Origin of the sequence: Pseudomonas sp. 22490 (genome assembly GCF_052044465.1) — a bacterium.
GTDB lineage: Bacteria > Pseudomonadota > Gammaproteobacteria > Pseudomonadales > Pseudomonadaceae > Pseudomonas > Pseudomonas aeruginosa.
This window is the reverse complement of sequence record NZ_JBQENS010000001.1, coordinates 224639-240581: the sequence shown is the minus strand read 5'-3', so window position 1 is coordinate 240581 and position 15943 is coordinate 224639. Positions and strand designations below refer to the sequence as shown.

The window sequence follows — 15943 nt, the reverse complement described above, 5'->3', positions numbered from 1 at the left end:
TTTTGTTACATCCCTATGGCCCCGTTTTCCCGGTACAGGCGTCCCGCATCGACCTGGCAAGGCCCTTGCTGGTGCTTGTTGTGATCCCTTTCCTGTCGCATTGCGGAAACTGCCCATGCTGGTCATCCACCAACGCCTGCCCGCCCGCTCGCCCCGCTGGGACGAAGAACTCCACCTGACCTACGAGGCGCGCAGCAAGAGCCGCCTGCGCTGCTTCGCGGCGAGCGGCGAGGAGGTCGGCCTGTTCCTCGAGCGCGGCCAGCCTCCGCTGGCCGACGGCGACTGCCTGGAGGCCCGCGACGGTCGCCTGGTGCGGGTCGTCGCCCGCTCCGAACGTCTGCTCCACGTCACCTGCGCCAGCCCGCTGGAACTGACCCGAGCCGCCTACCACCTGGGCAACCGTCACGTCGCCCTGCAGGTCGGCGACGGCTGGCTGCGCCTGCTCGACGACTACGTGCTGAAAGCCATGCTCGAACAGCTCGGCGCCACGGTGGAGGCCATCGAGGCGCCGTTCCAGCCGGAGCACGGTGCCTACGGCGGAGGCCACCACCACTCGCACCATGGCGAGGCGGAGTTCAACTACGCGCCGCGCCTGCACCAGTTCGGCGTGCGCCGGTGAACAGCATCTGGGCGCGCCTGCGCCTGGCCAGCTCGCAGTTGCCGATCGGCGGATACAGCTATTCCCAGGGCCTGGAGGCGGCCCTCGACAATGGCTGGGTGCGCGACGCCGAGAGCGCGCGGACCTGGCTGGTCGACCAGTTGCAACTGAACCTGGCGCGCTTCGAGGCGCCGCTGCTGGCCGGCCTGCTGCGCGCCGCGTTGATCGGCGACTGGGCCGCCTGCGATGCGGCCAGCGAGCGCCATAGGGCCAGCCGCGAGACCCGCGAGCTGGCCCAGGAGAGCCGGCAGATGGGCTTTTCCCTGCACCAATTGCTGGAAGCCCTGCCCGAACTCGACGCTCCCGGCCGCGCCTGGCTGGCGCGCCAGGACCCGCCCAATCTCGCCGCCGCCTGGGCGATGGCCGCGCGCGCCTGGCGCCTGGACGCCGAGGAGGCGCTCAGTGCCTGGTTCTGGAGCTGGCTGGAAAACCAGTTGGCGGTGCTGATGAAAACCCTGCCGCTCGGCCAACTGGCCGCGCAGAAACTTGCTTCCAGCCTGCTGCCGGAACTCGACCGCGCCTGCGCCGAGGCGCTGCGGCGGCCCGCCGTCGAGGGCAGCGCCGCGTTCGGTCTGGCGCTGGCCAGCATGACCCACGAAACCCAGTACAGCCGTCTGTTCCGTTCCTAGGAGAAACCCCATGACATCCCAACCCCTGCGTGTCGGCATCGGCGGTCCGGTGGGCTCCGGCAAGACCGCCCTGACCCTGGCCCTGTGCCGCGAACTGCGCGAGCGCTACAACCTCGCGGTGGTCACCAACGACATCTATACCCAGGAAGACGCAGAGTTCCTGGTGCGCAACGAGGCCCTCGCCCCCGAGCGGATCATCGGCGTGGAAACCGGCGGCTGCCCGCACACGGCGATCCGCGAGGACGCCTCGATCAACCTGGAGGCGGTGGACCAGCTCAACCGGCGCTTCCCCGGCCTCGAACTTATCCTGGTGGAATCCGGGGGCGACAACCTGTCGGCCACCTTCAGCCCCGAGCTGTCCGACCTGACCCTCTACGTGATCGACGTTTCCGCCGGCGACAAGATCCCGCGCAAGGGCGGCCCCGGCATCTGCAAGTCGGACCTGCTGGTGATCAACAAGATCGACCTGGCGCCGCTGGTCGGCGCCTCCCTCGACGTGATGGACCGGGACGCCCGGCGCATGCGCGGCGACAAGCCGTTCGTGTTCAGCAACCAGAAGACCGGCCAGGGGCTGGACGAAATCATCGCCTTCATCGAGCGCCAGGGCCTGCTGACCGCCGCCTGACGCCACCTCGCAACGACAAGGAACCGCCAATGAAACTGCCCAAGCTGCTCGCCGCCCTCGCCCTGCTCGCCGCGCCGGCGCTGGCCTTCGCCCACCCCGGCCACGGCGAACACGGCCTGGTCGCCGGCCTCGCCCATCCGCTCACCGGCCTCGACCACCTGCTGGCGATGTTCGCCGTCGGCCTCTGGGCCGCCCAGCAACAGGGAGCCGCGCGCCTCGCCCTGCCCTGCACCTTCGTCGGCACCATGCTGGTCGGCGGGCTGCTCGGCTTCGAGGGCCTGCAACTGCCGTTCATGGAGACCGGCATCGCCGCCTCGGTGCTCGCCCTCGGCCTCTGCGTGGCCCTCGCCGTGCGCCCGCCGCTGGCGCTGGCGATGGCCGCCACCGCGCTGTTCGCCCTGGCCCACGGGGTCGCCCACGGCCTGGAGCTGCCGGACCTCTCCAGCCCCTGGCTGTACGCGCTCGGTTTCGTCGCCGCCACCGCCGCGCTGCACGCCGCCGGCTACGCGCTGGTGCGCTTCCTGCCGCAGGCGGCCGCGCCCCTGGTACGTCTCGCCGGGCTGGCCTCGGCGGGCGCCGGGGTCTGGTTGCTGGCCGGCTGAGCCGCCGCGCCTCCCTCAGCGCCTGATCAGCACCCGCCGACCTTGGTGCACGAGGCGCAGGCCATGGGTCTGCGCCAGCATCGCCAGGGCCAGCGGCAGGTCGTCGATGGGAAAGGTGCCGGAGACCCGAAGCGCGTCCAGCGACGGCTCGCACTCGATGCTCTCGCCCCCGTAGCGCATCAGTTCTCCCGCCCACTGCCGCAGCGGCATGTCGTCGGCCACCAGCAGGCCCTGGCGCCAGGCCAGCGCGGCCTCGCTGGCGGACTCGACGGGGCCGATCCGCTGGCGATCGAAGCGCACCCGCTGGCCAGCCTCGATCACCCGGCCATCCGCCGCGCTCGCGGCGCCCTCCGGACGCACCTGTACCGCGCCTTCGTACACCGCCAGCACTGTCTCTGCGCCCTCGCGTCGGACGCTGAAGGCGGTACCCAGCGCGCGCATCAGGCCCTGTTCGGTGCGCACCAGGAACGGCCGCGGCGGCTCGCGCCGATCCGCCGCGGTGCGGAGGTAGATCTCTCCGCGATACAGGCGCAGCAGGCGCTGGCCGGCGTCGTAGCGCACGTCCAGCGCGCTGTCGGTGTTCATCTCGACCTGGCTGCCGTCCTCCAGCACCAGATCGCGCCGCTCGCCGACGGCAGTGAGGTAGTCGGCGCCGAAGCCGTCGCGCCAGACCTGGGCGCGCCATCCCCACCAGACCAGCGGTGCGCCGCCGAGCAGCAGGGCGAGGCCGCGCAGGACCGCGCGCCGGCCGCTGCCGGACGGACGCTCGAGCGCACGCCGGGCCAGCGCCGGCGGCAGCGAACCGATATTCGCCAGCAGACGCTCGGCGCGCCGCCAGGCGCGCTGGTGCTCGGGGCTGCGCGAGCGCCAGGACTCCAGCTCGGCCTGCTGCGCCGGAGCCAGCGGCCCCTCCTGCATCAGCAGCAGCCAGGAGGCGGTCTCCCTGAGCACCTGCGGGGCGATCGCCTCGGCGGCCGGCGGCCCGGAAAGCTCCGTATCGCCCGCCTGCGGCGCCCGGCGGGAGGCGCGGTCATTCATCGGGCATCAGGCTCAGGCAGGTCACGTAGGCCTGGTGGATGAACTTCTTCACCGTCGGCAGCGCGACGCCCAGCGCCTGGGCGATGTCCTTCTGCTTCATGCCGTCCAGCGTCGCCATCAGGAATGCCTGTTTCACCCGCGGGCGCAGGGTATCGAGCAGCGCGTCGATCTCGTGCAGGGTCTCGACGATCACGCTCTGTTGTTCCGGCGACGGCTGCAACGGCTCGGGCAGCGTGGCCAGGGCCTCCAGCCAGGCAAGTTCCAGCGATTGGCGACGGCGCCAACTGACCAACACGCAGTTGGCGATACGGGTGAGATAGGCGCGCGGCTGACGGATCGCTTCACGCTGGCCGCCGTCGCGGCTGGCGAGAATGCGCAGGAAGGTGTCATGGGCCAGGTCGTCGGCCACGCCGCGTCCCCAGGAGCGGAGTCGGTAGGCCAGCCAGTTGCGCAGCCAGGCATGGTTTTCACGGTAGAGCGTGGCGACGCCGTCGCGGTCCGCGGACAGGCAGGAACTCGGCGCATTCATCGGAGGCGCATTCATCGGAATAGTCAGCTGGATTCAATCGCAAATGAAAACTATTATCACTAATTTTGCGTTGACCACAATGCCGGCGACCCTTTCCGTCCGGCCCGCCGAACCCGAAATATCCCTTTTCCGATCTCGTGCGACAGAGGGAATGAGAGCCCGCAATGCCGGGCGCCAACCCTGCGAGCGAAGAAGTCATGTCCCTACAACGCCCTATCCCCAGCCTGGCGCGCCCCTTGTCGCGCCTCTCCCCGCTCACCCTTGCCCTGCGCTGGGCCCTGCTCGGCCTGTCGGCGGCCGGCGCCGGCCTGCTCGGCGGCGGCCTGGCCCACGCGCAGAGCGTCGGCCAGCACAGCGCGGCTACCCGCCTGGACGACGCCACGCCGCGCAGCTACGACATCCCGGCGGGTTCGCTGGGCGCCTCCCTGGGCGCCTTCGCCAGCCAGTCGGGCCTGCTGCTGTCCTTCGACCCCGAGCTGACCCGCGGCCGCACGGCGCCGGCGCTCAAGGGTCGCTACAGCGTACTGGAAGGCTTGCAGCGAGTGCTGTCGAACACCGGCCTGCAGGTCGCGGCGGGAACCTCCGGCGCCTACCTGCTGGTCGAGCCGCGCATGTCCGGAGAAGCCCCGGCCGACCTGTCGCCGGTGGTGGTCTCGGCCGCCGAGCTGGCCGATCCGCAGAAGGAAACCTATACCGCGCCGCGCTCGTCGGTGTACCTCTCCAGCGAAGACATCGACCGCTTCGGCCGGGTTTCCGTGGGTGACCTGCTCCAGGGCATCCCGGGCGTACAGGTCGGCGACAGCCGCAACGGTGGCGCGCTGGACGTCAACATCCGCGGCATCCAGGGGCAGAGCCGGGTGGCGGTGCGGGTCGACGGCGCGGAGCAGGCGCTGGACGTCTACCGCGGCTACGCCGGCACCCAGCAGCGCAGCTACATCGATCCCGACCTGGTCAGCAGCGTGACCGTCGACAAGGGTCCCTCGACCCGCTCGGGCGCGATCGGCGGCAGCGTGGAAATGCGCACCATCGGCGTCAAGGACATCCTGGTGGACGGTAAGGACCTCGGCATGCGCTTCACCGGCAACGTCTGGAACAACGGCGCCGCCCCGCAGCACCGCAGCGCCAGTTCGAAGACCGAGAATCTCAGCAGCGTGCCGCACGATGACCGCGGCAGCCTGTTCGGCTCCCAGGCCAAGTCCGGCAGCGCCGCCTTCGCCTACCGCAACGAGCATCTGGACCTGGTCGCCGCCTATGCGCAGCGCAATCAGGGCAACTACTTTTCCGGCAAGAAAGGCCAGAACCGCTATCGCGTCTACAACCGCTACGGTCGCGAGGAAAGCAGCGTAGCCAAGGTCTACAACGCAGGAGAGGAAGTGCTCAACTCGTCGTCGGAGACCGAGTCCTACCTGCTCAAGGCGACCTGGCGCATCGCCGACGAGCACACCCTGGACCTCGGCTATCGTCGCTACGACGGGCGCACCGGGGAGATCATGCCGTCGGACATCTTCCGTTTCGGCACCGCCGGCATCTACCAGTACCCATTGAGCGAAGTGAAGATCGACACCTACACCGCACGCTACCGTTACCTGCCCGAGAACAATCCGCTGGTGGACCTCAGCACCGGACTGTGGATGACCGAGGCGAAGAGCGACATGCTGACCTCGGTGCTGGCGCCGCGCTCCCAGGCCTATCGCTCCGATCGCAACTGGACGCGCCAGGACAACCGGCGCATCGGCGGCGACCTGAACAACGTGGCGCGCTTCGAAACCGACTTCGGCGATTTCAAGCTCGACCTCGGCGGCTCGTTCCAGGTCGAAGACATCCAGCCGCAGAAAAGCGTGGTCACCACCCTCCACGACATCAACGCCAACCGCACCCTGAGGGACGCCACCCGCCAGGAATACGGCCTCAACGGCAAGCTCGAGTTCAAGCCGGTCGAGCGCCTGACGCTATGGGGCGGCGGCCGCTACAGCCACTTCAACAGCAAGGACAACGGCATCTCCGCCTCGCCGCGGCGCGAGGATCGCGACATGCGCTTCATCACGGTGAGCAGGCCCGGCTACTACGGCTCGATGATGTGGTTCCCCGACCAGAACGGCCAGTACACCGACGCCACCGATCCGCGCCTCAACAACGGCATCGTCACCAACAACACCAACAATCCGTTCGAAGGCATTCCCTTCGACGAGTTCGGCCCGGCCAACGTGACGGTCCATCCCTCGCGGGTCACCAACGTGGTCACCGGCTACAACTACAGCAAGAAGGGCAGCAGCCGCGGCGGCGGTTTCTCGCCGGCATTCGGGATCAATTTCGAGCTGGCCCCGGATACCTTCGTCTACGCCTCCTATACCGAAGGCCTGCGTCTGCCGTCGCTGTTCGAGACCAGCCAGGGCACCCTCCAGGTCGAGCCGGGCAAGGACCTCAAGCCCGAGCGTTCGCGCAGCTGGGAGATCGGTGCCAGCGCGCTGCGCGACAGCCTGTTGGCCGACGGCGACTCGGCGGCGATCAAGCTGGCCTACTTCAACAACACCATCAAGAACTACATCACCCGCTATTACGATCCGGGCCAGATGGGCCTGATGACCTTCAGCAACACCGACAGCTACCGCACCAGCGGTCTCGAACTGCAATCGCACTACGACGCAGGGCGGGTGTTCGCCGACCTGTCGGCGACCTACTACCTGAAGACCGAGACCTGCGACGCCGCCTTCGCCGCCAGGCTGCGCGCCGGCGCCAACCGCTACCAGCGCACCGAGAACACGCCGAACTGCACGCCGGGCAGCTTCATGGGCTCCTATACCAACACGCAGAACCCGCCGCGGCTGGCGACCAACCTGACCGCCGGCCTGCGCTTCTTCGACCAGGCCCTGACCCTGGGCGGACGCATGACCTATACCTCCGGCCCCACCGCCACGGCGGACAAGCCCTGGCAGGTCGGCGCCACCACACCGCAGATCGAGTACCGCTCGGTGCAGCTGTTCGACCTGTTCCTCAAGTACAAGCTGTTCGAGCACACCGAACTGAATGCCTCGCTGCAGAACCTCACCGACCGCTATTACCTCGACCCGCTGGCACAGAGCTTCATGCCCGCGCCCGGGCGTACCCTGCGGGTGGGGATGCAGGCGAAGTTCTGAGCCGCCCTCTCCTCCTCCAGGCGTTGGCGGCGGAGCGCCGCTCCGGTAGGGCGGATAACCGCCCAGCGGTTATCCGCCGAAGCACCGGGGCACCCGCTCCCCATCCCTCTGGAGCTGTCCGGAGGAGCGGCGAGACAGCGTCCGTCACCACGACAACGGGTAACTCACCACCACCCGCGTCTGGTCAAAGTCGCTGTTGAAGCTGCGTCGGTTGCTGGCGTGGTTGAGGCGCACGTTGAGCCGCGCCAGCGGACCGCTCTGCACGGTGTAGCCGAGTTCGACATCGCGCTCCCATTCCTTGCCGCCGCTACCGGCCTTGGTGGTGGCGTTCGAGCCATGGCCGTAGCGGACCATGCCGATCAGGCCGGGCCAGCCGAGGCCGACGAAATCGTAGTCGTAGCGCACCTGCCAGGAGCGTTCGTCGGCGTTGGTGAAGTTGCCGTTGAACATGTCGTTGCCCATGCTCCGCCCACTGCTGCCGTAGACCGATTGCCAGCCGCTGTCGCCGCCGACCTTCTGCAGGCCAAGGTAGAAGGTATGCAGGCCGATGCCGGCGGAAAACAGGCCGTAGAGGGTATGGCTGTCGATCTCTCCGGCGCGCGCGGCGCCGTCGTCGCGGTCGACGAACAGGCCGAGGTTGGCGCCCAGGGTCCAGTCGCCGACACGCTGCTTGTGCAGCAGGTTGGCGTAGCTCTGCCGGTAGACGTCCTCCAGTTGCCCGTGCCACAGGCCCAGTTGGGTGCGCTCGCGGTTGAAGCGGTACTCGGCGCCGGCATAGTTGAAACCGTCCGATTTCTGCGTCGGCGCGCTCCAGGCCGATAGGTCCTGCATGTCCGCCGAATTGCGCAGGCTCACCGCGTCGAAGCGTCCGGCCTGCAGAGCCAGGCCCGGCAGCTCGCGGGAAACCACGGCGAAACCGCGGAACGTCTGCGGCAGCAGGCGTCCGTCGTCGTAGCGCAACAGCGGAATGTCCGGGAGCATCTCGCCGATCTTCAGTTCGCTGGCCGAAACGCGCAGCTTGGCGGCCACGCCGACGCGCCCATAGTTGTCCGCCGCGCGACCGTCATCGTGCAACGGAAGAAGCTCGGAATTGCTGGTGCCACGTCCGCTGTTCAGCTTCACGCCGAACAGGCCGATGGCGTCGAGGCCGACGCCGACCGTGCCCGGGGTATAGCCGGAACTGAACTTGAGGATGAAGCCCTGCGCCCACTCGTCCACCAGGCTCTTGCCGGCATCGTGGTCGCGGAAATCGCGGTTGAAGTAATAGTTGCGCAAGACCAGGTCGGTCTTCGCATCCTCCAGGAAGCCGCCCTCGGCAGCTTGCGCGGCAAGACAGGCGAGCATCGGCAGGACCGCCCCTGCATTGCGCGGGACTGCGGTTTTACGACGGATTTTCATTGTTATTGTGCTCCGTTTTTCAGGGACGACCGAGCCCCGGCAGCCTCTGCGGGCCACCTGGCGACGACGGTCGGTTCAGCAGCGGGGCGCGGGCCCCGCCGCCAGGGTCAGAACGGGTACTGGCGCGGCGCGTGCTGCACGCTGATCCAGTGGTCGGTGGTGAATTCCTCGATGGCCCAGTCGCCGTTGAAGCGGCCAAGTCCGGAGTTCTTCTCGCCGCCGAAGGGCGCGTTGGCCTCGTCGTTCACCGGAATGTCGTTGACGTGGGTCATCCCCGCGCGAAGCTGGCGGGCAAAGCGCACCGCGCGTTCTAGGTCGCGGCTGAACACCGCGCTGGACAGCCCGTATTCGCTGGCGTTGGCCAACTCCAGCGCATGCGCCTCGTCGCGCGCGCGGAGCAGGCCGACCAGCGGGCCGAAGATTTCATCGCGGGCGATCTCCATCGTCGCGGTGACCTCGCCGAATACGTGCGGAGCCAGCAACTGCCCATCGACGCCGCCCTCATACAGCGGCTTGGCGCCTTCCTGGCGGGCCAGGCGGATCTTTTCCAGCAGGCCTTCGAGCTGGCGCGCGTTGACGATCGGCCCGACCGCGGTATCGGCGCGCTGCGGATCGCCGACCCGGAGACCCTTGACCCGCTCGACGAAGCGCGCGGCGAAAGCGTCGTAGAGGCTGTCCTCGACGATGATGCGGTTGATCGCCATGCAGATCTGTCCCTGGTGGAGGAACTTGCCGAACACCGCGGCATTCACCGCCTGCTCCAGATCGGCGTCGCCGAGCACCACGAACGGACTGTTGCCGCCCAGCTCCAGCGCCACGTGCTTGAGGTGCGCGCCGCCGCTGGCGATGCGGCCGATGTTGCGGCCCACCGGGGTCGATCCGGTGAAGGTCACCAGGCCCGGCACCGGGTGCTCGACGAAGGCGTCGCCGATCTCGCTGCCAGGGCCGACCACCACGCTGAACAGCCCGGCCGGCAGCCCGGCCTCTTCGAAGATCCGCGCCAGCAGCAGTCCGCCGCAGACCGGCGTGTCGCTAGCCGGCTTGACCACCACCGCGTTGCCCAGCGCCAGGGCCGGGGCGATGGAACGCTGGGTCAGGTGCAGCGGGAAGTTCCACGGGCTGATCACCCCGACCACGCCGATGGCGCTGCGGTAGACCCGGCTTTCCTTGCCCGGCACGTCGGACTCGACGATGCGCCCGTGCACCCGTGCCGGGAACGACGCCGACTCCAGGGTGATCGCGCGCGCCGCGCCCCATTCGATCTCGGCCTTCAGGCGGGTGCTGCCGGACTCGCGGATGATCCAGTCGACGATCTCCTCGTGGCGGCGGTCGAACACCTCCACCGCCTTGTACAGTACCGCCGCGCGTGCCGAGGGCCCGAGCGCGGCCCATGCCGGCTGGACCTCGGCGGCCTTGGCGTAAGCGGCATCGAGGTCGTCGCGGTCGGCCTGCTCGATCTCCAGCAACAGGCTGCCGTCGAACGGGTTGCTCACCTTCAGCCGGCGGCCGGCCCGGCCGTGGCGCCACTCGCCGGCCAGGGGCTGGAGACCGAGGTCGGTATAACGGGAATCGCTCATCGCTCTTCTCCTCTTTCGAAAATCACAGGGGTTTCTTCGCCGTCGCGTCGACGGACGCTTCCGCCGGCACGCGCGGCCGCAGGTGGATGCAGGCGATCGCCAGCGCGCCGATCACGCCGGGCGCGGCGAAGGCCAGGAAGTTCTGCTGGAACGGCAGCTCCAGGGCCAGCAGGCTGCCGCCGAGCATCGGCCCGGCGATGGCGCCGAGGCGGCCGACGCCGGCGGCCCAGCCGACCCCGGTGGAGCGCACCCAGGCCGGATAGAACTGCGCGGCGTAGGCATGGATCACCGCCAGGGTGCCGATGGTGGTGGCGCCGGCCACCACCAGCAGGCCGTTGAGCAGCCAGGGGCCTGGCCCCAGGCCGAGGGCCGCCAGGGAGGCCGCGGCCAGGGCGAAGAACAGCACCAGGGTGCGGCCGGCGCCAAGGCGGTCGGCCAGCCAGCCGCCGAACAACGCACCGAGGGTCGCCCCGACATTCAGGGTGACGAGGAACGCCAGGCTCGAACCGAGGGCGTAGCCGCCGCCGGCCATCAGTTTCGGCAACCAGGTGTTGAGCCCGTAGCTCATCAGCATGCACATGGCGAAGGCCACCCACAGCAGCAGGGTGCCCACTGCCTGGCGCCCCTCGAACAACTGGGCGACCCGTCCGCTCGGCGCTTCGGCCGCGACAGCGTTCGCCCGCTCGGCGCCGGGCCGGTAGTCGGGATCGACCTTGCGCAGCAGCGCGTCCAGTTCGGCGCGGCGGCCCTTGAGTTCGAGGAACGCCGCCGACTCCGGCAACCAGCGCAACATCAGCGGCACCGCCAGTACCGGTAGCACCGCCACGTAGAACACCGATTGCCAGCCCCAGGCGGGGATCATGGCGATCGCCAGTAGCGCCGAGAGCACCGCGCCCACCGAGTAGAAGGCCGACATCACCGTGACCAGGGTGCTGCGCCGCCCGGCCGGGGCGAATTCGCTGATCAGGTTGATCGCGCTGGGCACCAGCGCGCCCAGTGCCAGGCCGGTGAAGAAGCGTCCGGCGCCCAGCTCCAGCGGGTCGCGGGCGTGCCCGGTGAGGAAGGCGGCGAGGCTCGCCAGCAGGGTGGTGGCGATCACCAGGCGGCGCCGGCCGAAACGGTCCGCCAGCGGCGCCAGCAGGGTGCCGCCGAAGAGCATGCCGAACAGCGCGCAACTGCCGAGGGTGCCGGCCTGCACCGGGCTCAGCTGCCACTCCTGCATCAGGCGTGGCACCACCGAGCCGTAGATGACCATGTCGTAGCCGTCGAACAGCATGATGAAACACCCCCAGCCGAGGATCAGCCAGTGAGTACGGTTAAAGCGGGCAGCGTCGATCACCGCCGCAGCGGATTGCCTGTTCATACCAACCTCTCTCTTGTTCTTGTTATGGGCGCACGCGGGCGTCGGTCGGCACCGCCCACTCTGGCATGGGGCGGCGCCGTGGAACATCAGGGTTCGATGGTTTGCGTCGGCACCTCGATCAAAACCGGGCGATCAGCGGCCAGGGCATGCTTCAAGGCACCTTCCAGCTCTTCGCGGGTGGCCGCGTGGAGCGCCTCGACGCCATAGCCGCGGGCGATCGCGCAGAAGTCCAGGCCGGGCACGTCGAGCCCCGGCGCATCGGGCACCTCGAGCACCCCGGCGAACCAGCGCAGGGCGCCGTAGGTACCGTTCTTGAGGATGATGAACACCGCCGGCACGCGGTATTGCGCGGCACTCCAGAGCGCGGTGATGCCGTAGTTGGCCGAGCCGTCGCCGATGATCCCGATCACCTGCCGCCGCGGCTGCGCCAGTTGCGCACCGACCGCCGCCGGCAGGCCGAAGCCGAGGCCGCCGGCGGCCGGGAAGAAGTAGCTGCCCGGCTCGCGCATCTCCACGCGCTGCCAGAAGGCGGTCACGGTGGAAGTCGACTCCTTGACGAAGATGGCGTCGCGCGGCGCCAGCGCATCGATCACGTCGAACACGGTTTCCGGACGCAGCGGTCCGCCCTCCTCGGCCAGCGCCGGCGGTCGCGGCAGCGCCTCGGGCAACGGCCGCGCACTGGGGCGGACCTGTTCGAGCAGTGCCTCGAGGGTCAGCGCGATGTCGCCGACCAACGCGTCGCCCATCGGCGCCCGTGCCGCTTCGCCGGGATCGCAGGTGACCTGCACCAGCTCGGCGCCGGCCGGCAGGTAATCGCCGGGGGCGAACTGGTGATAGCGGAACACCGGCGCGCCGACCACCAGGATCAGGTCGTGGCCGTCCAGCAGCCGGCTGATCCCGGCGATGGCCGCCGGCAGCACGCCGCGGAAGCAGGCATGACGGGTGGGGAACGGACAACGCGAGGCCGACGGCGCGACCCAGGCCGGCATCCGCAGCTTCTCCGCCAGTTCCACGGCCAGGCCGTTGGCATTCGCCCCGTCGACGTCCGGACCGAGCACCAGCACCGGGTTGCGCGAGCGCGACAGGCGCTCGCCGAGTTCGGCCAGCAATGCCGGCGCGGGCAGCGCGGCGCCGCTGACCTGGCGCGCAGCCAGGTGTTCGACGCCGGCCGGCGCCGGTTGCGCCCAGTCGTCGTAGGGAATCGACAGGTACACCGGCGCCCGCGGCGGCAGGCTGGCGGTCTGGATCGCCTGGCTCAGCGCGCGCGGTACATCCTGGGCGCAGGCCGGCTCGTGGCTCCATTTCACCAGCGGCTTGGGCAGTTGTCCGGCATCGACGTTGGCGAGCATCGCCTCGACCCCGATCATCGAGCGCACCTGCTGCCCGGCGGTGATGACCAGGGGGCTATGGGAGTACCAGGCGTTGGTCAGGGCACCCATACCGTTGCCGGTGCCAGCCGCCGCATGCAGGTTGACGAAGGCCGGGCGGCCGCTGGCCAGGGCGAAGCCATCGGCCATGCCGACCACCGCGCCCTCGTGCAGGCCGAGGATGTAGCGGAAATCCTCGGGGAAGTCCTTGAGGAACGGCAGCTCGTTGGAGCCGGGGTTGCCGAAGACGGTGGTCAGGCCGTGGCGACGGAGGATCTCGTAAGACGCGGAATGGACGGTTTTCATGCAGGCCTTCAAGCTCGTTTCCTGGATTTGCGCTACTGTTGCAGCCGCTCGATAATCAATCAAATCGATACTCTTTCTATAAAAAATAGAACTGGTCTATATGAGTCCGATCGATCTCAACCTGATCCGCACCTTCGTCACCCTCTACGAAGCCGGCAGCGTGACCCTCGCCGCGGAGCGCCTGTTCGTCACCCAGCCATCGGTGAGCTACGCCCTGGCGCGCCTGCGCGAACTGTTCGACGACGCGTTGTTCACCCGCACCCGCGACGGCATCCAGCCGACCTTCGTCGCCGAGCAGCTCTACGGCACCTTCCGTGAGTCGCTGACGCGCATCGAGGGCGCGGTACAGAGCGTTCGCCACTTCGATCCGGCAACCACCGAGCGACGTTTCCGCATCGCCCTCACCGATCTCGGCGAAGTGGGTTTCCTCTCGCTGATCCTCGAACGCCTGACCCGCGACGCGCCGTTCGCCGAAGTGGAAGTGCTGCCGCTGCAGGTGGACGAGGTCGGCGCCTGGCTGAGCAGCGCCAAGGTCGACGCGGCGATCTGCCGCCAGCCGGTGCCCGGCGCGCGCAGCCAGCGGGTCCTGCACGAGCGCTACGTGTGCCTGCTCAGCGACCGCCACCCGCGGATCGGCGACAGCCTGAGCCTGGAGCAGTACCTGGCCGAGCGGCACATCGTGGTGACCCGTACCTCCGGCCACGGCATCGCCGAGGACGTGCTCGAGGCCATGCAGGTGCAGCGCCGCATCAGCCTGCGGGTGCCGCACTTCTCGGTGCTGCCGAAGATCATTCCCGGTACCGAGCTGCTGACCATCCTGCCGGCGCAGATCGCCTATCGCTTCGTCGCCGAAGGCGGCATGCGCATGCTCGAACTGCCCTTCACCCTGCCACCGTTCGACGTCTCCCTGCACTGGCACGAGAGCAGCGAACGCTCGGCGGCGCTGAACTGGTTCCGCACCACCATCGCCGAGGCGATCATCGCCGCCCAACGCTGAAACGCCGGCGGCCCTCACGCAGCGTCTCCCAGCGTCGGCGAGCGCTCGCGACGCCGCGCACCGAGCAGCGGCAACACGGCGGCCGCGGCGACGAACACCGCCGCGAACGCCCCATAGAGGGACAGCGGCTGCCAGCCGTCGTCGAGCAGGAGCCCGGCCACCAGCGGCGAGAGGATCGCCCCGCCGCGACCGACGCCGATCCCCCAGCCGACCCCGGTGGCACGCACCGAAGCGTCGTAGAGGCTCGGCGCCAGGGCATACAGGCCGGCCACGCAGGCGTTGGCGCAAAGCCCGATCAGCAGTCCCAGCGGCAAGGCCGCGCCGGGCAGCCCGGCGCTCAGCGAGAACAGCGCGAGCAGAGCGGCGGTAAGCAGCATGAACAGCGCCAGCACCCGTTCCAGGCGAAAGCGCGCGGCAAGCCCGCCGAGCAAGGCGGCACCGAAGATCCCGCCGATGCTCAGCAGGGTGCCGCCGGTGATGCCCTGGGCGGTGGACAGGCCGGCGGCGACCAGCAGCTTCGGCGTCCAGCTCATGATGAAGTAGAAGCCGAACATCACCAGGAAAAACAGCGCCCAGAGCAGCAGCGTGGTACGTCGCTGGGCAACGCAAAGCAACCGGGCGAGGCGGCTACCGTGCTCCGCTCCGCCACCGGGCGGGCTCGGCAGTTCGGCGAGCGCCGCGCGGCCCAGGTGCCGGGCCAGCGCGTTGACCCGTTGCAACGCCCGCGGCGGCCGGCGCGCCAGGAGGAAGTCCAGCGACTCCGGCAGGCACAGGCAGACCAGCGGGATCACCGCCAGGGTCAGGCCAGCGCCGAAGACGAACACCGAGCGCCAGCCCCAGGCGCCGATCAGCCATACCGCGAGCAGTCCGCCAAGGGTCGCGCCGAGCGCGTAGCCGGTGGATTGCAGGCTTACCGCCAGGCCGCGCCAGCGGCGCGAGGCGTACTCGCTGGCGATCACGTTGCTGCTGGCGAGGATGCCGCCGATACCCAGTCCGGTCAGCCCGCGCAGCAACGCCAGTTGCCAGGCCGCCTGGCTCAGCGCCGAGGCGAGCATGCCCAGGCCCGACAGCGCCAGGCAGGCGAGGATCAGCGGGCGGCGCCCCCAGCGGTCGGCCCAGGGCGCGATGAACAGCGAGCCGGCGGCCATGCCGAAGAGGCCGGCGCTGAGCAGCAGGCCGATCTCGGCGCCGCCAAGGTTCCATTCGGCGGCCACCGAGGATGCGGTGAAGGCCATCACCAGCACGTCGAAGCCATCGATCAGGTTGAGCACGATGCACACAGCCACCGCCAGCCACTGGAACGGCCGCATCGGTTCGTCGTCGAGAGCGCGGCGCAAGTCCCGGTTCATGGGCGGCCCTCCCCGAGCGGACAGGAAAGAAGCGACGGCAGGCGGGAGCGAGGCGCGGGAATGCAGGAATCCATCATCGGGAAGACCCTTTTCTTGTTGTTGTAGGCACGGCAAGCGCAGGCACCCTGGCACCGTTGCGTCGATGCCGCAATCCTATTGGATCCATTTGTGCGACAAGAAAACGGATGGCCAGTGGATATCCCACTGTCAGCGAAATCTGAGAAAGGCTCTGGAACGAGATAATTGAGCGATTTATTCCTGAATTTTTTTATGTGCGACTATCGAACGGATTATTTTTTGTACAGAAGCGGTTGACTTGGAAAAGTTGCCTCGCGAATCATTGGATCCAATTACAAGAACAACGAGAGGAT

The 15943-nt window shown here is 68.8% G+C and carries 13 protein-coding genes; 6 read left to right on the top strand and 7 right to left on the bottom strand.

Features of this window, described 5'->3' with window-relative positions; genetic code table 11:
• Nucleotides 1-115 precede the first annotated feature (115 nt).
• Genes ureE through ACTJJX_RS00985 form a run of 4 tightly spaced genes read left to right on the top strand, consistent with a single transcriptional unit; the run spans nucleotide 116 to nucleotide 2514 of the window.
• Nucleotides 116-619: an urease accessory protein UreE gene (ureE, locus tag ACTJJX_RS01000; RefSeq protein WP_003095526.1), complete on the top strand. Its 504-nt coding sequence runs from the start codon at nucleotides 116-118 to the stop codon at nucleotides 617-619.
• Entirely contained in the window at nucleotides 616-1287 is a 672-nt protein-coding gene (locus ACTJJX_RS00995; protein ID WP_003095528.1) for an urease accessory protein UreF, read from the top strand. Before ureE ends, ACTJJX_RS00995 begins: the two co-directional genes overlap by 4 nt.
• A 10-nt stretch (nucleotides 1288-1297) precedes the next feature.
• Nucleotides 1298-1912 (top strand): urease accessory protein UreG, encoded by a 615-nt coding sequence (gene ureG / locus ACTJJX_RS00990; protein WP_003095530.1) that lies wholly within the window; start codon nucleotides 1298-1300, stop codon nucleotides 1910-1912.
• Nucleotides 1913-1941: 29 nt separating this feature from the next.
• On the top strand, nucleotides 1942-2514 hold the full coding sequence (locus ACTJJX_RS00985; RefSeq protein ID WP_003135459.1) for a HupE/UreJ family protein: 573 nt from the start codon (nucleotides 1942-1944) through the stop codon (nucleotides 2512-2514).
• A gap of 15 nt (nucleotides 2515-2529) precedes the next feature.
• Here the strand turns inward: ACTJJX_RS00985 and ACTJJX_RS00980 are convergent, their stop codons facing one another.
• Entirely contained in the window at nucleotides 2530-3552 is a 1023-nt protein-coding gene (locus ACTJJX_RS00980) for a FecR family protein (RefSeq protein WP_016852189.1), read from the bottom strand.
• Entirely contained in the window at nucleotides 3545-4081 is a 537-nt protein-coding gene (locus tag ACTJJX_RS00975; protein WP_003112302.1) for a sigma-70 family RNA polymerase sigma factor, read from the bottom strand. The genes ACTJJX_RS00980 and ACTJJX_RS00975 overlap by 8 nt, the downstream gene beginning before the upstream one ends.
• Nucleotides 4082-4278: 197 nt before the next feature.
• Here ACTJJX_RS00975 and ACTJJX_RS00970 point away from each other — a divergent pair, with 197 nt between their 5' ends.
• Nucleotides 4279-7215, top strand: a complete 2937-nt coding sequence (locus tag ACTJJX_RS00970) for a TonB-dependent receptor (protein ID WP_031802931.1) — start codon at nucleotides 4279-4281, stop codon at nucleotides 7213-7215.
• Between the two features lie 144 nt (nucleotides 7216-7359).
• On the opposite strand, the gene ACTJJX_RS00965 is transcribed toward ACTJJX_RS00970, so the two are convergent.
• The 4 genes from ACTJJX_RS00965 to mdlC all read right to left on the bottom strand — a co-directional run bounded on the left by ACTJJX_RS00965 (nucleotide 7360) and on the right by mdlC (nucleotide 13226).
• Entirely contained in the window at nucleotides 7360-8613 is a 1254-nt protein-coding gene (locus tag ACTJJX_RS00965) for an OprD family porin (protein WP_003162666.1), read from the bottom strand.
• A gap of 107 nt (nucleotides 8614-8720) precedes the next feature.
• Nucleotides 8721-10190, bottom strand: coding sequence for an aldehyde dehydrogenase family protein (locus ACTJJX_RS00960; protein ID WP_003107137.1), 1470 nt, complete (start codon nucleotides 10188-10190; stop codon nucleotides 8721-8723).
• A 22-nt stretch (nucleotides 10191-10212) separates the two neighbouring features.
• Complete coding sequence (locus ACTJJX_RS00955; protein WP_003112299.1) at nucleotides 10213-11553, bottom strand: MFS transporter; 1341 nt, start codon at nucleotides 11551-11553, stop codon at nucleotides 10213-10215.
• A gap of 86 nt (nucleotides 11554-11639) precedes the next feature.
• Entirely contained in the window at nucleotides 11640-13226 is a 1587-nt protein-coding gene (mdlC, locus tag ACTJJX_RS00950) for a benzoylformate decarboxylase (RefSeq protein ID WP_003099962.1), read from the bottom strand.
• Between the two features lie 100 nt (nucleotides 13227-13326).
• On the opposite strand from mdlC, the gene ACTJJX_RS00945 reads away from it, so the two are divergent.
• A complete protein-coding gene (locus ACTJJX_RS00945; protein WP_003095545.1) occupies nucleotides 13327-14223 on the top strand; it encodes a LysR family transcriptional regulator in 897 nt (298 codons plus the stop codon).
• A 14-nt stretch (nucleotides 14224-14237) separates the two neighbouring features.
• Here the strand turns inward: ACTJJX_RS00945 and ACTJJX_RS00940 are convergent, their stop codons facing one another.
• Nucleotides 14238-15572: an MFS transporter gene (locus ACTJJX_RS00940; RefSeq protein ID WP_016852191.1), complete on the bottom strand. Its 1335-nt coding sequence runs from the start codon at nucleotides 15570-15572 to the stop codon at nucleotides 14238-14240.
• Nucleotides 15573-15943 lie beyond the last annotated feature (371 nt).